Origin of the sequence: Mycolicibacter hiberniae (assembly GCF_010729485.1) — a bacterium.
Taxonomy (GTDB): domain Bacteria; phylum Actinomycetota; class Actinomycetes; order Mycobacteriales; family Mycobacteriaceae; genus Mycobacterium; species Mycobacterium hiberniae.
In genome coordinates this window covers 588,642-604,449 of record NZ_AP022609.1, presented here as the reverse complement: position 1 = coordinate 604,449, position 15,808 = coordinate 588,642, and the positions used below count along the sequence as shown (strand labels likewise).

The window sequence follows — 15,808 nt, the reverse complement described above, 5'->3', positions numbered from 1 at the left end:
TCTTGTTTGCTACTCAGGGGCGATCCGGGCGCCGGCTCCCTAAAATTGCGGGCATGCAGTTCCGGGCACCGCGTCGCTCGGCGGTCACGCTGGTGACCGCCGGCGCGATCGCCTCCAGCGGCACGCTGTATCTGGGCGTGCGCGGACTCTTGGCCGGGCAGGCCGACCGGGCGCGCCAGATCATTCCCCGGGCCTGGGGCATCGCGCCCTATGCGGACGGTGTCTACGCCGCCGGCGGCGGGCCGGCCGAGCGGTTCCAGCGCGGCATGAGGGTGGATCTGCACCTGATGGTCTTCGGCGACTCGACCGCCACCGGCTACGGCTGCCTGTCGGCCGACGAGGTTCCCGGAGCGCTGATCGCCAGAGCCTTGGCAGAGCACACCGGATCGCGAATCCGGTTGAGCACCAAGGCGATTGTCGGTGCGACCACCATGGGGCTGGCCGGCCAGGTCGACGCGATGTTCGTCGCCGGTCCGCCACCGGACGCGGCAGTGATCATGATCGGGGCCAACGACGTCACCGCGCTGCACGGCATCGATGGCTCAGCGCAGCGACTGCACGCGGTGGTCAAGCGACTGCGCGCCGGCGGTGCGGCGGTGATCGTCGCCACCTGCCCGGACCTCGGTGTGGTCAGTGCCATCCCCCAGCCGTTGCGCTGGGTCGCCCATACCCGGGCCCGGCGGCTGGCCCGGGCTCAGACCCACGCGGTCAAGGCCGCCGGCGGCATCACGGTGCCTTTCGTCGATCTCCGGGAGTTCCGCCAGGCCCGCGAGCCGCTGTTCGCCCGCGATCAGTACCACCCGTCGGCAGCCGGGTACGCGCTGGCGGCCACACAGATGATCCCTGCGCTCTGCGGCGCCCTGTACCGGCCCGACTCCCGCGCGGTGGCCTCCTCGGACTAGATTCGGCTCTGAAAACCCGATCTCAAGGAGTCCCCGTGCCCGAAGCTGTCATCGTCTCCACTGCGCGTTCGCCCATCGGCCGGGCCGGTAAGGGCTCCCTGGTCACCATGCGGCCCGATGACCTGGCCGCCCAGATGGTGCGCGCCGCCCTGGACAAGGTGCCTGCCTTGGACCCGCGCGAGATCGACGACCTGATGATGGGCTGCGGCCAGCCCGGCGGCGCCTCCGGCTACAACATCGGCCGCGTCGTATCGGTGCTGCTCGGCTACGACTTCCTGCCGGGCACCACGGTGAACCGGTACTGCTCGTCTTCGCTGCAGACCACCCGGATGGCGTTCCACGCGATCAAGGCCGGCGAGGGCGACGCGTTCATCTCCGCCGGAGTCGAGACCGTTTCGCAGTTCCCCATCGGTGCCGCCGACGGCGCCCCCAACAGCAAGAACCCGCTGTTCGCCGACGCCCAGGCCCGCTCCGAGGCCGCCGCGGCCGGTGCCGAGGAGTGGCACGACCCGCGGAACGACGGCCTGCTGCCCGACGTCTACATCGCGATGGGCCAGACCGCCGAGAACGTGGTGCTGCACACCGGCATCAGCCGCGAGGACCAGGACCACTGGGGTGTGCGCAGCCAGAACCGCGCCGAGGAAGCCATCAAGAGTGGCTTCTTCGCCCGCGAGATCTCGCCGGTCACCCTGCCCGACGGCACCGTCGTGAGCACGGATGACGGCCCGCGCGCCGGCACCACCTACGAGAAGATCAGCCAGCTCAAGCCGGTGTTCCGGCCCAATGGCACGATCACCGCCGGCAACGCGTGCCCGCTGAACGACGGCGCCGCCGCGGTGATCATCACCAGCGACACCAAGGCCAAGGAGCTGGGGCTGAAGCCGCTGGCCCGGATCGTGGCCACCGGGGTGTCGGGTCTGTCGCCGGAGATCATGGGCCTGGGCCCGATCGAGGCGGTCAAGAAGGCGCTGGCCAACGCCAAGATGTCGGTTTCCGACATCGACCTGTTCGAGATCAACGAGGCCTTCGCGGTGCAGGTGCTCGGTTCGGCCCGCGAGCTGGGCATCGACGAGGACAAGCTGAACGTGTCCGGCGGGGCGATCGCCCTGGGGCACCCGTTCGGTATGACCGGCGCCCGGATCACCGCCACGCTGCTGAACAACCTGGCCACCTACGACAAGCAGTTCGGTGTGGAGACCATGTGTGTGGGCGGCGGCCAGGGCATGGCCATGGTGGTCGAGCGCCTCTCCTAGTTTTTCGTTTTTCGTTGACTCTGCGCCTACCAGGCAAAAGTGCGAGTAGCCCGCCTGGTGAGCGCAGAGTCAACGGCGTTGTAGGGCATCCCAGGCACTTCTGACCCGGCGGATCACGTCGTCACCGCGGTGTTCGGCGAGCACCGTGATGTGGGTCCAGCCGGCGTCTCGCAGGTATTCCAGGCGCTCCACGTCCTTCACGAACTGCGGGCGGCTGGTGCGGTGCTGGTCGCCGTCGTATTCGACCGCGAGCATGATGTCCTCCCACCCCATGTCGAGGAAGTACCGCGGATAGCCGTCCTCGAGTACGGGGATCTGCGTCCCCGGCCGCGGGAACCCGGCGTCGACGAGCAGCAGCCGCAGCCAGGTCTCTTTCGGTGACTGCGCCCCGGCGTCGGCGAGGTACAGGGCGGCTTCCAGTTGGCGCAGGCCGCGGGTATGACGATGCCGCGCCGCCAGCCGGGCGACATCGTCGGTCTTGAAGTGCGTGGCATGGGCCAGCGCGTCGAGTCTGGCGACCGCCTGACGCAGGGGGCCGCGCCGGCCCAGGTCGAAAGCGGTGCGCTCCACCGTGGTGACCGGCATCCCGTCGCAAAGCTGCGTCTCGCCGGCCAGGAGCAGGTCCGCCCGGGTCTTGACGCCGCTCGGCGCCCTGGCGTTGCGCCAGATCAGTTCGACCGGCGCGTGGTCGTCGATCCAGCCGGAGCCGTGCAGCGCCGCGGCGGCCAGACCGCTGACGACGCCCTGTCGATGGGTCCACAGCCACGCCGCGCGCGTACGTCTGCGCAGCGTGGGCGTGAGGTGTTTGTCCAGGTAGACGTTCGGCATGAGCGCCGTGTAGTACTTGGCGAGCTCGTGCCAGGTGACCGCACCGGCGGCCAGTGCCTCGCTGCCGAGGAAGGGTTCGCCTGCCATGCCGGCATGCTGCCAGCGTGCTCCGACAGGTCCCCAGATAGCAGTTGACTCTGCGCGTACCAGGCAAAAGTGCGAGTAGCTTGCCTGGTCAGCGCAGAGTCAACGGGTGGAGCTAGAGGGTGGAGCTAGAGCTGGACGGTCACTCGCTCTGGAAGTAGCTGAGCAGCCGCAGGATCTCCAGGTACAACCAGACCAGGGTGACGGTCAGGCCCAGCGCGATACCCCACGCGGCCTTCTCCGGCGCGCCGGCGCGAATCAGCTGGTCGGCCGCGTCGAAGTCGATCAGGAAGCTGAACGCCGCGATACCGATGCAGACCAGGGAGAACACGATGGACAGGGTTCCGCCGCTGCGCAGGCCCAGGCCCTCACCGCCGCCGACGCCGAACAGCGACAGCACCAGGTTGCCGATCATCAGGGCCAGCACGCCGAACATGGCGCCCACGAGCATCCGGGTGAACTTCGGGGTGACCCGAATGGCGCCGGTCTTGTAGACCACGAGCATGCCGCCGAACACCCCGAGGGTGCCCATCACGGCCTGGCCGATCAACGAACCGGCGTTACTGGTTCCGACGGTGACCGCGGTCAGCACGAAGGAGATGGCGCCCAGGAACATGCCCTCGAGCACCGCGTAGCTCAGCACCAGGGCCTTGCTGTCCTGCTTGCGGGCGAACATGCCGATCATGACCATGGCCAGACCGCCGAACGCGCCGATGAAGGTCAGCGGGGCGGCCAGCGCCTGGTTGGAGGCCACCAGGAAGAACGAGACGATGGCCGACAGGCTCAGCACACCGAGCGTGATGCCGGTCTTGGTGACGACATCGTCGATGGTCAGCGGGCGAGTGACGACTTCCCGCTGGTAGGCCAGTGACGGGTCGACCTGGTAGGTCTGACCCATCTGCTGGGTAGCACCGGCCATACCTGTGCCGAACTGCGCGTAGCCGCCCTGTTGTTTGGGCAACGAACGAAATACCGGGTTGCTGGTCTCCCGCACCGTCCCGATCCTCTCTTCATGCTGTAAAGCGAAGGGTTACGAATACTGAGTCAACGTTTCCCGACCCGCTGGAGTTCCCGAACGGACTAACCGGCCGTTCTCTGGCCAAACCTTACCCGCGCAGCAGCGACCGCGCCTAGGGATCTACATTGCGAAGGCGTGACAGGCGAATCTGACGAGGTACTGGCCCGAGTCGACAACGGCGTCGGTCTGCTGACCCTCAACCGCCCGAAGGCGATCAACTCACTGACCCTGCCGATGGTGACCGCGATGACCACGGCACTGACCGCGTGGGCCGACGATCCCGAGGTGACGGCGGTGGTGCTCAGCGGGGCCGGCGAGCGCGGTTTGTGTGCCGGCGGCGACGTGGTCGCGATCTACCACAGCGCCAAAGCCGACGGCGCCCAGGCGCGGAAGTTCTGGTACGACGAGTACCTGCTGAACGCGCAGATCGGCAGCTTCCCCAAGCCCTACGTGTCGATCATGGACGGCATCGTGATGGGCGGCGGCGTCGGCGTCGGGGCACACGCCAACACCCGGGTCGTCACCGACACCACCAAGATGGCGATGCCCGAAGTCGGCATCGGATTCATCCCGGACGTCGGCGGCACCTATCTGCTCTCGCGTGCCCCCGGCCGGCTCGGCCTGCACGCGGCGCTGACCGGCGCACCGTTTTCCGGGCCGGACGCCATCGCCCTGGGCTTCGCCGACCACTATGTGCCCCATGCGCAGCTGGAGTCCTTCACCGCAGCGATCGTCGCCGACGGGGTGGACAGCGCCCTAGCCGCATACGCCGCCGAGCCGCCGGCCAGTCAGCTTGCCGCGCAGCGCGACTGGATCGACGAGTGCTACGCCCACGACACCGTCGCCGAGATTGTGGAAGCACTGGCCGGCCACGCCGGCCCCGACGCCAACGCCGCCGCCGAACTGATCGGCACCCGGTCTCCGGTGGCGTGCGCGGTGACGCTGGAGGCGGTGCGCCGGGCTGGACGGCTCGCCGGCCTGGAAGAGGTGCTGATCCAGGAGTTCCGGGTGTCGTGCGCGTCGCTGCGCACCCACGACCTGGTGGAGGGCATCCGCGCCCAGCTGGTCGACAAGGACCGCAATCCGCAGTGGGCACCGGCCACCCTGGCCGAGGTGACCGCCGCCGACATCGACGCGTACTTCGTCTCCGCCGACCCCGACCTGACCTTCTAACCCACCAAAAGGAGCCACCGTGACAGCGCAGACCTACGAGACCATCCTCGTCGACCGCGACGGCCGCGTCGGGACCATCACCTTGAACCGGCCGCAGGCGCTCAATGCCCTCAACAGCCAGGTGATGCACGAAGTCACCACCGCCGCCGCTGCTTTCGACGCCGACCCGGGCATCGGAGCGATCATCATCACCGGCAACGCCAAGGCGTTCGCCGCGGGCGCGGACATCAAAGAGATGGCCGACCTGAGCTTCGCCGACGTGTTCGCCGCCGACTTCTTCGCCGCCTGGTCCAAGCTGGCCGCGGTGCGCACCCCCACCATCGCCGCAGTCGCCGGGCACGCCCTGGGCGGCGGCTGCGAGCTGGCGATGATGTGCGACCTGGTGATCGCCGCCGACACCGCGAAGTTCGGCCAGCCGGAGATCAAGCTCGGTGTGCTGCCCGGCATGGGCGGCTCCCAGCGACTGACCCGGGCCATCGGCAAGGCCAAGGCGATGGATCTGATCCTGACCGGCCGCACCATCGACGCCGCCGAAGCCGAACGCTCCGGTCTGGTGTCACGCGTCGTGCCGGCCGACGACCTGCTGGCCGAGGCGGGCAAGGTCGCCGCCACCATCGCCGGGATGAGCCTGTCGGCCGCCCGGATGGCCAAGGAAGCGGTGAACCGGGCCTTCGAGTCCACGCTGGCCGAGGGATTGCTCTACGAGCGCCGACTGTTCCATTCGGCGTTCGCCACCGACGACCAGACTGAGGGCATGGCGGCGTTCACCGAGAAGCGTCCGCCGAACTTCACCCACCGCTGATAGATCTGCGATGAGTGCGCCGGCCACCACGACCTCGGTAGTGACGGCGCGCCCGCCGTGGTGGGCCCGGCATTACACGTTCACCGGCACCGTCGTGGGCCTGGTCTTCCTGTGGTTGTCGCTGACGCCGTCGCTGCTGCCCCGCGGGCCGCTCTTCCAGGGTCTGGTCAGCGGCGGCTCAGGTGCGATCGGCTACGCGCTGGGGGTCTTCAGTGTCTGGCTGGTGCGCTTCATGGCCTCCAAGGACACCAGTCCCCCGCCGCCGCGGTGGGCCTGGCTGGTGCTGGTGCCCACCGCGACAGCCGTGCACATCTGGGTGGTGTGGACCATCCACGGCTGGCAGGACCAGATTCGCGACCTGATGGGCGTGCCGCGGCTGACCTGGTACAACTACCCGCAGGCCGGCGCGATAGCGGTGGTGACGCTGTTCGTTCTGGTCGAGATCGGCCAAGTGATCAGAAAGCTGATCCGCTTTCTGATGCGCCAGCTCGAGCGCGTCGCGCCGCCCCGGGTCTCGGCGGTGGTCGCGGTGTCGTTGCTGATGGCACTGTTGTTGGCGGTGCTCAACGGCGTGGTGGTCAAAGCCGCGATGAACGCCATGAACAGCACCTTCGGGGCGGTCAACGAGGAGACCAGCCCGGACCGGGCGGCGCCGTCGACGCGATTGCGCTCCGGCGGGCCGGAGTCGCTGGTGTCCTGGGAGTCGCTGGGCCATCAGGGCCGCATCTTCGTGGCCAGTGGGCCGACCGTGGCCCAGCTCAGCCAGTTCAACGGTGCACCGGCCGTCGAACCGATCCGGGCGTACGCCGGCCTGAACTCCGCCGACGGGATCAAAGCGACCGCGGAGCTGGCGGCCGCCGAATTGGCCCGCACCGGCGGCCTGGCGCGCGCAGTGGTGGCGGTGGCCACCACCACCGGAACCGGCTGGATCAACGAAGCCCAGGCCACTGCCCTGGAGTACATGTACAACGGCGACATCGCCACGGTGAGCATGCAGTATTCGTTCCTGCCCAGCTGGCTGTCGTTTCTGGTGGACCGGGAGAACGCCCGCCAGGCCGGCCAGGCCCTGTTCGAAGCCGTCGACAAGAAGGTGCGGGCCCTGCCGGAGAACCGTCGGCCCAAGCTGGTGGTGTTCGGCGAGAGTCTGGGCTCGTTCGGCGCCGAGGCCTCCTTCATGAGCCTGAATAACGTGCTGGCCCGTACCGACGGTGCACTGTTCACCGGGCCGACCTTTCAGAACACCATCTGGACGGACCTGACCGTCAACCGCGATTCGGGATCGCCGCGGTGGCTGCCGATCTACCACGACGGCGCGGCCGTGCGTTTCGTCGCTCGACCGCAAGACCTGGACCGCCCCGGACCGTGGTCGACGGATTCACCGCGGGTGGTGTATCTGCAGCACGCCTCCGACCCGATCGCCTGGTGGCATCCCGACCTGCTGTACAAGCGGCCGGACTGGCTCAAAGAGCCCCGCGGCTACGACGTGCTGCCGCAGGTGCACTGGACCCCGATCGTGACGTTTCTGCAGGTCTCCGCGGATATGGCGGTGGCTATCCACGTTCCCGCCGGGCATGGGCACAGCTATGTCGCCGATATCGCCGATGCGTGGGCGGCGATATTACATCCAGCGGCGTGGACTCCCGACAAAACCGAACGGCTCCGCCCCCTGCTGCACGCCAATACCTAACTCGTCGGCGGGCCGCACCAACTGGCCGGCGGCGGCCAGGGCCTGGTAGCCGCCGACGACATCGGTGGCACGGTGCAGGCCCAGATCCAGCAATGCGGCCGCGGCCAGACTCGAGGTGTAGCCCTGCGAGCACAGGATGATCCACCGCACGTCGTCGTCGACCGCCTGCGGCAACCGGGCATCGCTCGTCGGGTCGCAGCGCCACTCCAGCACGTTGCGTTCGATCACCAGCGCGCCGGGCACCTGGCCTTCCCGGGCGCGCTGCGCGGCCGGCCGGATGTCGACGAGGTAGCCGCCGGCCCGCAGCTCGGCGGGCACCTCAGCTGCGGTGATCCGGTGCAGCCGGGCGCGGGCGGCCTCCAGCACGCGGTCGATGCGGCTGCTCACCTGTGTGGTGCTCATGACGCCTCCGGGTGTTCGGTGAGCTCGGTGCGCTGCCGGCGCAGGGTGTTGTCGGGCGCGACGTCGTAGTAGGACATTTCCACCAGGGGCGGCGAGTAGGCGTGCACGCTCAGCGTCGGGGCGGCCGGCTCCAGCGGGGCCGGCGGCGCCCAGACGACATCGTGCACCCAGCCGCGGGTGAACGCCGCCTGGTCTCCGGCGGCAAGCCGCCGCTGCGCCAACTTATCGCCGTCCCAATGGAATTCATCGAGCGCCCCGGAGAGCACGGTCAGCGCGCCGAGCGAGTCGCCGTGGTCGTGCAGTTCGGTGGCGTGGCCCGGTACCCAACTGATCAGCCAGATGTCGAGCCGCTCGTCGCCGTGAATGCGGGCGAACCAGCGGTGGTCTTCGGGCAGCCCGGAGGCGGGCAGCAGGTGGTTGTAGCGGCCCTGCAGCACCGCGTCGGCGGCCAGGTCTGTGGTCTGCAGCAGGTCCGGCAGGCGCAGCGAGCGCGACGGGGCCGCCGGGCGCCGCAGTGCGATGGGTTCAGCGGTAACCATGCGAGTACTCCAGAAAACGGATGGGGTGGGATCTACGACAGGGGCCGGCAGCAAATCAGCTGCGGCAACAACAGCCCTGGAATCCCCCGTGCACCATCACAGCGGCCATGCTAGGCGTGCGCGGCGCGGCACGCATCGGGCCGTGGCATGCCGTGGACGCGCTCGTGCCGCCCGCCCGGTCCCGATTACCGGCCATACGCTGCACGTTTGCCCGGCACCCTCGGGTTGCAATCGCACTGAGGCAAAGCGCGGAGGCCGCTTTGCCCGCAGAATGGTGCACATGACCCCTGCTGCGGACTCCGGGGCGGGCCGAGCTCCCCAGGTGGCTCTGGTGCTGGGCAGCGGCGGCGCGCGCGGATACGCCCACATCGGGGTGATCGCCGAACTGCAGGAGCGCGGCTACGACATCATCGGCATCGCCGGGTCCTCAATGGGCGCGCTGGTGGGCGCCGTGCAGGCAGCCGGTCACCTCGACGAGTTCACCGAATGGGCCACGTCACTGACCCAGGGCGCGGTGCTGCGCCTGCTGGATCCGTCGTTCACCGCCGCCGGGGTGCTGCGCGCCGGCAAGTTTCTCGAGGTGGTCCGCGACATCCTGGGCGACATCGCGATCGAAGACCTGCCGATTCCCTATACCGCTGTGGCCACCGATCTGATCACCGGCCGATCCGTCTGGTTGCAGCGCGGCCCGCTCGACACCGCCATCCGGGCCTCGATCGCGATCCCCGGGGTGATCGCACCGCACGTGGTGGACGGGCGCCTGCTGGCCGACGGCGGCATCCTCGATCCCCTGCCGATCGCCCCGCTGAGCGCCGTCAACGCCGATCTGACGCTGGCGGTGAGCCTCAGCGGGGGCGATCCGGCCGTCGCCGCCCCGACCGCCGAAGAGACCGAGCGCGGCGCGCCCGCCGGCCGGTTGACGCGGGTGCTGCGCAGCACCTCCGCGCTGCTGGACACCACCGGGGTGCGATCTTTGCTGGACCGGCCGACCGCACGGGCGGTCCTGGACCGGTTCAGCAGCGGCGAGGCCGAACCCGAAGACAGCGAGGACGCCGCCGCCGAGGTGCCGAAACTCGGCAGCTTCGAGGTGATGAACCGGACCATCGATATCGCCCAGGCCGCGCTGGCCCGTCATCAGCTGGCATCGCATCCGCCCGACCTGCTCATCGAGGTGCCTCGAACGGCCTGCCGCAGCTTGGACTTCCATCGTGCCGCCGAGCTGATCGAGGTGGGCCGGCAATTGGCTGTCGATGCGCTTGACGGCGCGAAATCGCTTTAGATCTCCAAGAATTCGGCGACCGCCTGGGCCTGGCGGCGGCCCTGTTCACGCCCGGCCCGCGCTGAGGGCGCCCGGCACGCCGGGTCGAGCGGGTTGCCGAAGGCGCGCGCCGCGGTGTCGTCGGCCAATACCGCGCAGACGCGACCGGCAAACGCCGCGATCTCGGCGCCCACGCCGCCGCCTGCCGGTACCAGCAGCACCGCTTCGTCGCAGTCGGCGGCCACGTCCAGGTTGATCGTGCTGCGCACGCCGCCGTCCATGTAGCGGCGCGTCCCGAGCACCACCGGGGGCCAGGCACCCGGCACCGCGCAACTGGCCGCCACCGCGTCGACGAGGTCCACCCCGGAGTCACGGTCGAAGACGGTCAGCGTCCCGGTGTCGATGTCGATCGCGGTGATCCGCAGCGCCCGTTGCGGCCACTCGTGTGACGGCAGACGGTCGGCGATGATGGCCCGGCGCACGGGTGCGGCGACGGTCTGCGCCGCCAGGGCCACCGCACCGATGCCTTGCAGCTTCTGCTCGGTGGTGTTGTTGGGTTCGGTGATCGCCGCCATGAACAGCTCGGTCAGCGCGTCGGTCTCGACGCCGGGATCGATCTCCGAGGTGGTGGGCGCCAGTTGGCGGGCGAACAGTTCCTCCAGTGCCATCCCGCTGCCGAGCTGGGCGGCCACCGCCGATCCGGCCGAGGTGCCCACCAGCACCGCCGATTCCAGCAGGGCCCGGGCCGCGGCGGGTGCCTCGTCGGCGATTCCGCAGAGCACACCCGTCTCCCAGGCGATGCCCGCCAGCCCACCGCCGCCCAGTACCAGGGCACGCTTGTTGGTCATTTCCCAGTTTTCCAAGGGTGTTGGGCCTCCTCGGCGACAACGGTCAAATCTTTCCGGCGCAGTTGCCGGGCGGGCGGATCGGGGAAGGCCAGCTCGGCGGTGATGGTCAGGTCCGCATCGACATGGATCAGCTCGCCGGAATCGATCAGGCGCCAGCGGGGGTCGGCGTCCATGGGCTCGCTGGCGAAGACCACCGCCGGGCGGCCGCGCAACTGCTCGGAGTGCGCCCGGATGCGGTGGGTCTGCAGGTCCAGTTCGGCCGGTGCGGCCGACTCGCGGCGGTCCAGCAGGTACAGCTGATGGGTCTCGGGGTAGCGCAGCGCCCACATCTGCGTGGCCGTGCTCAGCAGGATGTTGAGCGCATAGATGGGCACATTGGCCGCCAGCCAGCCGACCGCCTCGCGCAGGCCTGCCCCGATGTCGCCGTCATGGGCTCGGACGTAGCCGGTGATCAGCGCGAAGACCCGCTCGGAATCGGTTTGTCCCGCAACCAGATCCGCTGTGCCGATTTCGCGAAGTCGCTCCTCGACGGTCTCGAGGCCATGCAGGACGCCGTTGTGCGCGAAGATCCGCCCGTCCTGCAGAAACGGATGGGTGTTGGCGACGTCGAGCTCGCCGGTGGTGGCGTAGCGCACGTGCGCGATGAACGTGGTCCCGGTCAGCTCGTGCGCCTCGGTGGAGAATGCGGCGTCGCGCCATGCCGCTATCGGCTCTTTGTACAGGTGGGGTACGGCGTCGGCGTCGAAGACTCCGATGCCGGTGCCGTCCGGGTTGCGCCGGCTCTGCGCGGCGAGACTGTCCGGGGCGTCGAGCAGCCAGAACGTGGCCGTGACGACGTCGGTCCCGGCGTGCAGCCCGAATAGTCGACACACGATGAGCTCAGCGGGCCAGGTGCGGTGCGGCTCGGCCGGTCAGCGGCGGCAGGTCGAAGAACCCGGCGATGCCGGGCGGGGCCGCGCAGGTCGCCGGGATGGCGTTGACGCAGTGCGCCGCGGTCGCCACGATGCCCGGATTGCTGACCAGGCCGGCTTCGACGGTCTCGGGCTGCCAGCCCTTGACGGTGACGAAGGTGTCGGGATTGCCCCGCACCTCCATCTCGTAGCGCTCGCCCGCCGGCCCGAAAGTCCAGGGCGGGTCGAGGTGCTGCTCGCCCATCAGCCAGTTGACGGTGACCCGGGCCACCACCTGGTCGCCGACGGTGGCTTCCCAGTGGAACCGGCGGCCGGCGACCTGGCCGGCTTCGATGGTGCCGATCGGCGAATCGATGGGTGCGGTGGCCACCGCCACCTCCTGCGAGGAGTGGATGTGCTCGTCGGCGGCGAATCCCAGCCGGTCCACGCACAGCCGCACCGACTGGCGGAACCCGCCGTCGAGCAGCTTCTGCATCGGGCCGCTCAGGGCCTGGTCGGGGGTGCCGCCGAAGCCCATCACGTACCGCAGCACGTCCGGGGCGTCGTAGGTGCGCAGGTCCGAGTACTCCTCGCCGCGAATGAACGTCACCCCGGTGGACATCACCGACAGCAGCAGCGGGAACAGTTCGGTGGCGGCGCCGGGCCCGATGCCGGCGCCGTGCAGGGTCACGTTGCCCTCCCGTGCGGCGGCCTCCAGCGGGCCCGCCTCCTTCTCGGTCGGGTAGAACCAGCCGACCGGGGTGACGACGTTCTTTCCCGAACGCAGCAGTGCGGCAACCTCATCGGGGTTGGGCAGCAGCGGCGCGTAGATCACCGCGTCGGCGTCGAGGGCCAGCACGTCTTCGACGCGGTCGGTGGCCGTCACCCCCACCGGTCCGGTGCCGATGATCTCCCCGACGTCCTTGCCGCTCTTGGACTCCGAGTGCACCCAGCAGCCGATCAGCTCCAGATCGGGATGCTCGAGCACGCCCTTGATCGCGGCGACGCCGACTCCTCCGGTTGCCCATTGAATGACACGCAGGCTCATCAGTCACGCACCTCGCTCACCTGATATTGGTCTTCGGCGTACCGGGCCCGAATGGTCTTCTTGTCATACTTGCCGACGCTGGTCCGCGGGATCGCCTCGACGAACGTCCAGCGCTCCGGCAGCCACCAGCGAGCGACTTTGTCGGTCAGGAACTTTCGCAGCTCCGCACCACCGACCGCGGTGCCGTCGCGGCGCACCACGACCGCCAGTGGCCGCTCCTGCCAGCGTTCGTCGGGCACCCCCACCACGGCGGCCTCGACCACGTCGGGGTGCGCGATCAGTTCGTTCTCCAGTTCCACCGAGGAGATCCACTCGCCGCCGGATTTGATCACGTCCTTGGCCCGGTCGGTCAGCGTGATGAAACCCTGCGGGTCGATACGGCCCACGTCTCCGGTGCGCAGCCAGCCCGAGGCGAACTTGGCGTCATCCTGGCCGCGGTAGTAGGCGCCGGTGATCCATGCCCCGCGCACTTCCAGTTCGCCGACCGACTCGCCGTCGTGGGGCAGCACCCGGTCCTCGTCGTCGACGATGCGTGTCTCCACACCGCACACCGGCCTGCCCTGGGTGCCCCGCAGCGCCCAGTGCTGGTCGGGCGGGGTGGCCGGCGGCGGCCACGCCATAGTGGCCATCGGCGAGGTCTCAGTCATGCCCCACAGTTGCCGAATCTGCACGCCGTGGCGCTGCTCGAACGCCTGCATCAGCGAGACCGGGACCGCCGAACCCCCACAGGCCACCATCCGCAGCGACGAGATGTCGTGGTCGGGTTCGCGCTCCAGGAAGTGCATGATGTCGTTCCAGATCGTCGGCACCGCACCGGCCACGGTGGCCCGCTGCGACTCGATGAGGGCGACCAGCGACTCGGCGTCCAGATGCCGGTCGGGCATCACCAGGTCCGCGCCGGCCATCAGTGCCGAATACGGCAGCCCCCAGGCGTTGGCGTGGAACATCGGCACGATCGGCAGGACGCAGTCGATCGAGCCGATCGCGGTGCTGTTGGTGGAGCACCCGGCCATGGCGTGCAGATAGCTGGACCGGTGGCTGTACACCACGCCCTTGGGGTTGCCGGTGGTGCCGCTGGTGTAGCACATGGCGGCCGCCGAGTTCTCGTCGAGCACCGGCCAGTCGAATTCGTCGGACTCGGCGGCCAGCAGCGCGTGGTAGTCCAGCACGGTCTTGCCGGAGGCCGCCAGCGCGGCGGTGTCGCCGTCGCCGACGACGATCACGGTGTGCACGCTCGGCAGCTGCGGCAGCACCGGCGCCAGCTGCGACACCAGGGAGGCATCGACCAGGATCACCTGGTCCTGCGCTTCGTCGGCGACGAAGACGATCTGCTCGGCGAAGAGCCGGATGTTGAGCGTGTGCAGCACGGCGCCCATCGCCGGGACCGCCAGGTAGGCGGCCAGGTGTTCGGTGTTGTTCCACATGAAGGTGGCCACCCGCTCGTCGCCGGTGACCCCGACCCGCCGCAGCGCGTTGGCCAGCCGGGCCACCTGCCGGCCCAGCTCGCGATAGGTGGTGACACGGTGTCCGCCGTCAGTCACGCTGGTGACAGTGCGATCGCCGTGGACGGTGGTGACGTGGTGCAAGATGGCACCGACCGTCAGCGGCCAGTGCTGCATGGTGCTGCGCATCGGCCTATTCGATCACGGCGCGATTCCGGATGCGGCGTGGGTTACAGCGCGGGTTCCAGTTGCAGCATCCGGGTGACGACGTCGTCGAGTTCGAGCTGCTCGTGCAGCAACGCCGACGGTGCCGGCAGGTCGGCCAGCGACGCGACGCTGACATTGCCGTCGAACCCGGCGACGTAGAGCCGGCTGCCGTCCGGGCTCTCTGCGACGCAGGACGGCTCGGCGATGCCGGTCAGCGTGCCGAGCGTCTCGTTGGTGCGGGCACACAACACCACCACGGCGTCCTCGGTCACCAGGTACACCCGCTGGCCGTCGCGGCTGGCGACCAGCTGGATGAGCCGGGCTTCGGCGGCGCGGCTGGAGCACACCGCGTGGGTGCGTGCGTCGACGAGGTGGACGCTGCCGCGCCCATCGGGCCCGGAGGTCGCCACGTAGAGGCGGGCCCCGTCGGGGCTGACCGCGAAGTCGGTGATGCTGGCGCCGACCCGGACGGTGTCGACGACGCGCAGGTCCCGGTCGAGAACGGTGATGGTGTCGCCGCTGGGCGCACGCAGCGCCGCATAGAGCCTGCGGCCGTCAGCGCTGATCCGCAGGCCCACCGGCGCGGCGGCGGGGTGCCCGGACAGGCCGACCGATCCGGCGGGGCGCAGGGCGGCGTCGAGCGCGAGCACGTCGACCCCGGCGGGGCCGGTGCGGGTGAGGTAGACGCGACTGCTGGTCGGGTCGGCGACCAGGTCGCCGATGTCCATGGCCACGGGGTAGCACCCGGTGATTTCGGCGGTGGCGATGTCGATCACCAGTACGGCGTCCAGGTCGATGGAACCGGCGGTGACATAGGCCCAGCCGCTGCCGGCCGGGCCGGCGGCAATCGTGTACGCCTCGGCGGCCTGCATAACTGTGCCCACGACGCGGCGGCTGGCGGTGTCGATGATCGAGACGGTGTCGTCGCTGTAGTTGGTGGCCAGCAGGCGCCGGCCGTCGGGGGTGACGGCGAGGCCGCCGATGGGGCCGCGGTCCAGGTTCACAGCATTGGCGAAGCGGGATCCAGAGTTGGCCAATCTATATGCCGGCACTTCGTCCACATCGCTCCAATCGACCACGGTTCGTATCCGCTCAGTTCGTCTCGTCACTGCTCACACCCCCGCGGCTGTCGCAGCGGATCCGGACGAACCGGGTTGCCGAGGCAGGGCGTCTGGTCGATGGTAGCGGTTAAATCGAAGTTACAGAAAAATGTCGTAATTATTGTGATCGAGGTCGCAGGGAAATCCCACAAACCCCACGTCAGAGCGGTGAAACGCGCCGATACCCGCGCTGTAGCAACCCTTGTTACACCACTCTAGCTGGTGCTTAGTGCCTTGAGGCAAACTTGTGATCGGCGCAGGTATTAGGGTTGAATAAGAAATTAAGACGCTGCAGCAGATCAATTCGGCGGTTCTAGTCACATATCC

General features: G+C 69.1%; 15 protein-coding genes. 6 read left to right on the top strand and 9 right to left on the bottom strand.

Translation table 11 applies throughout. The features are described from left to right. Positions 1-53: 53 nt before the first annotated feature. Together G6N14_RS02885 and G6N14_RS02880 are read left to right on the top strand one after the other, a co-directional pair. Positions 54-902: an SGNH/GDSL hydrolase family protein gene (locus tag G6N14_RS02885; RefSeq protein ID WP_085135467.1), complete on the top strand. Its 849-nt coding sequence runs from the start codon at positions 54-56 to the stop codon at positions 900-902. A 35-nt stretch (positions 903-937) separates the two neighbouring features. Next, positions 938-2,155, top strand: coding sequence for an acetyl-CoA C-acetyltransferase (locus G6N14_RS02880; RefSeq protein WP_085135468.1), 1,218 nt, complete (start codon positions 938-940; stop codon positions 2,153-2,155). A gap of 69 nt (positions 2,156-2,224) precedes the next feature. On the opposite strand, the gene G6N14_RS02875 is transcribed toward G6N14_RS02880, so the two are convergent. Together G6N14_RS02875 and G6N14_RS02870 are read right to left on the bottom strand one after the other, a co-directional pair. Further along, positions 2,225-3,070 carry a hypothetical protein gene (locus G6N14_RS02875; RefSeq protein ID WP_085135469.1) on the bottom strand — a complete coding sequence of 282 codons (846 nt, stop codon included), beginning with the start codon at positions 3,068-3,070 and terminating at the stop codon, positions 2,225-2,227. Positions 3,071-3,209: 139 nt separating this feature from the next. Further along, positions 3,210-4,061 carry a Bax inhibitor-1/YccA family protein gene (locus G6N14_RS02870; RefSeq protein ID WP_085135470.1) on the bottom strand — a complete coding sequence of 284 codons (852 nt, stop codon included), beginning with the start codon at positions 4,059-4,061 and terminating at the stop codon, positions 3,210-3,212. A gap of 159 nt (positions 4,062-4,220) precedes the next feature. Between G6N14_RS02870 and G6N14_RS02865 the strand changes: the two genes are divergently transcribed. The 3 genes from G6N14_RS02865 to G6N14_RS02855 are packed head-to-tail and all read left to right on the top strand — an operon-like array spanning position 4,221 to position 7,747. Further along, on the top strand, positions 4,221-5,258 hold the full coding sequence (locus tag G6N14_RS02865) for an enoyl-CoA hydratase/isomerase family protein (protein WP_085135471.1): 1,038 nt from the start codon (positions 4,221-4,223) through the stop codon (positions 5,256-5,258). Between the two features lie 19 nt (positions 5,259-5,277). Next, entirely contained in the window at positions 5,278-6,060 is a 783-nt protein-coding gene (locus G6N14_RS02860) for an enoyl-CoA hydratase (RefSeq protein WP_046319977.1), read from the top strand. A gap of 10 nt (positions 6,061-6,070) precedes the next feature. Further along, positions 6,071-7,747, top strand: a complete 1,677-nt coding sequence (locus G6N14_RS02855) for an alpha/beta hydrolase (RefSeq protein WP_085135472.1) — start codon at positions 6,071-6,073, stop codon at positions 7,745-7,747. On the opposite strand, the gene G6N14_RS02850 is transcribed toward G6N14_RS02855, so the two are convergent. Next, entirely contained in the window at positions 7,679-8,149 is a 471-nt protein-coding gene (locus G6N14_RS02850; protein WP_085135473.1) for a rhodanese-like domain-containing protein, read from the bottom strand. The two genes, G6N14_RS02855 and G6N14_RS02850, sit on opposite strands and share 69 nt — an antisense overlap. After that, the gene (locus G6N14_RS02845; RefSeq protein ID WP_085135474.1) at positions 8,146-8,688 is read right to left on the bottom strand and encodes a cupin domain-containing protein; all 543 of its coding nucleotides are present in this window, start codon (positions 8,686-8,688) and stop codon (positions 8,146-8,148) included. Before G6N14_RS02845 ends, G6N14_RS02850 begins: the two co-directional genes overlap by 4 nt. Before the next feature lie 322 nt (positions 8,689-9,010). Between G6N14_RS02845 and G6N14_RS02840 the strand changes: the two genes are divergently transcribed. Further along, on the top strand, positions 9,011-9,967 hold the full coding sequence (locus tag G6N14_RS02840) for a patatin-like phospholipase family protein (protein ID WP_085135475.1): 957 nt from the start codon (positions 9,011-9,013) through the stop codon (positions 9,965-9,967). On the opposite strand, the gene G6N14_RS02835 is transcribed toward G6N14_RS02840, so the two are convergent. Genes G6N14_RS02835 through G6N14_RS02815 form a run of 5 tightly spaced genes read right to left on the bottom strand, consistent with a single transcriptional unit; the run spans position 9,964 to position 15,490 of the window. Continuing rightward, complete coding sequence (locus G6N14_RS02835) at positions 9,964-10,794, bottom strand: patatin-like phospholipase family protein (protein ID WP_085135476.1); 831 nt, start codon at positions 10,792-10,794, stop codon at positions 9,964-9,966. The two genes, G6N14_RS02840 and G6N14_RS02835, sit on opposite strands and share 4 nt — an antisense overlap. Next, entirely contained in the window at positions 10,791-11,666 is an 876-nt protein-coding gene (locus G6N14_RS02830; RefSeq protein WP_085135477.1) for a class II glutamine amidotransferase, read from the bottom strand. The genes G6N14_RS02835 and G6N14_RS02830 overlap by 4 nt, the downstream gene beginning before the upstream one ends. Before the next feature lie 7 nt (positions 11,667-11,673). Further along, positions 11,674-12,732, bottom strand: a complete 1,059-nt coding sequence (locus G6N14_RS02825; protein WP_085135478.1) for an NAD(P)H-dependent amine dehydrogenase family protein — start codon at positions 12,730-12,732, stop codon at positions 11,674-11,676. After that, the gene (locus tag G6N14_RS02820) at positions 12,732-14,363 is read right to left on the bottom strand and encodes a long-chain fatty acid--CoA ligase (protein ID WP_085135479.1); all 1,632 of its coding nucleotides are present in this window, start codon (positions 14,361-14,363) and stop codon (positions 12,732-12,734) included. The genes G6N14_RS02825 and G6N14_RS02820 overlap by 1 nt, the downstream gene beginning before the upstream one ends. Before the next feature lie 41 nt (positions 14,364-14,404). Further along, on the bottom strand, positions 14,405-15,490 hold the full coding sequence (locus tag G6N14_RS02815; protein WP_234808901.1) for a YncE family protein: 1,086 nt from the start codon (positions 15,488-15,490) through the stop codon (positions 14,405-14,407). Between the last annotated feature and the right edge of the window lie 318 nt (positions 15,491-15,808).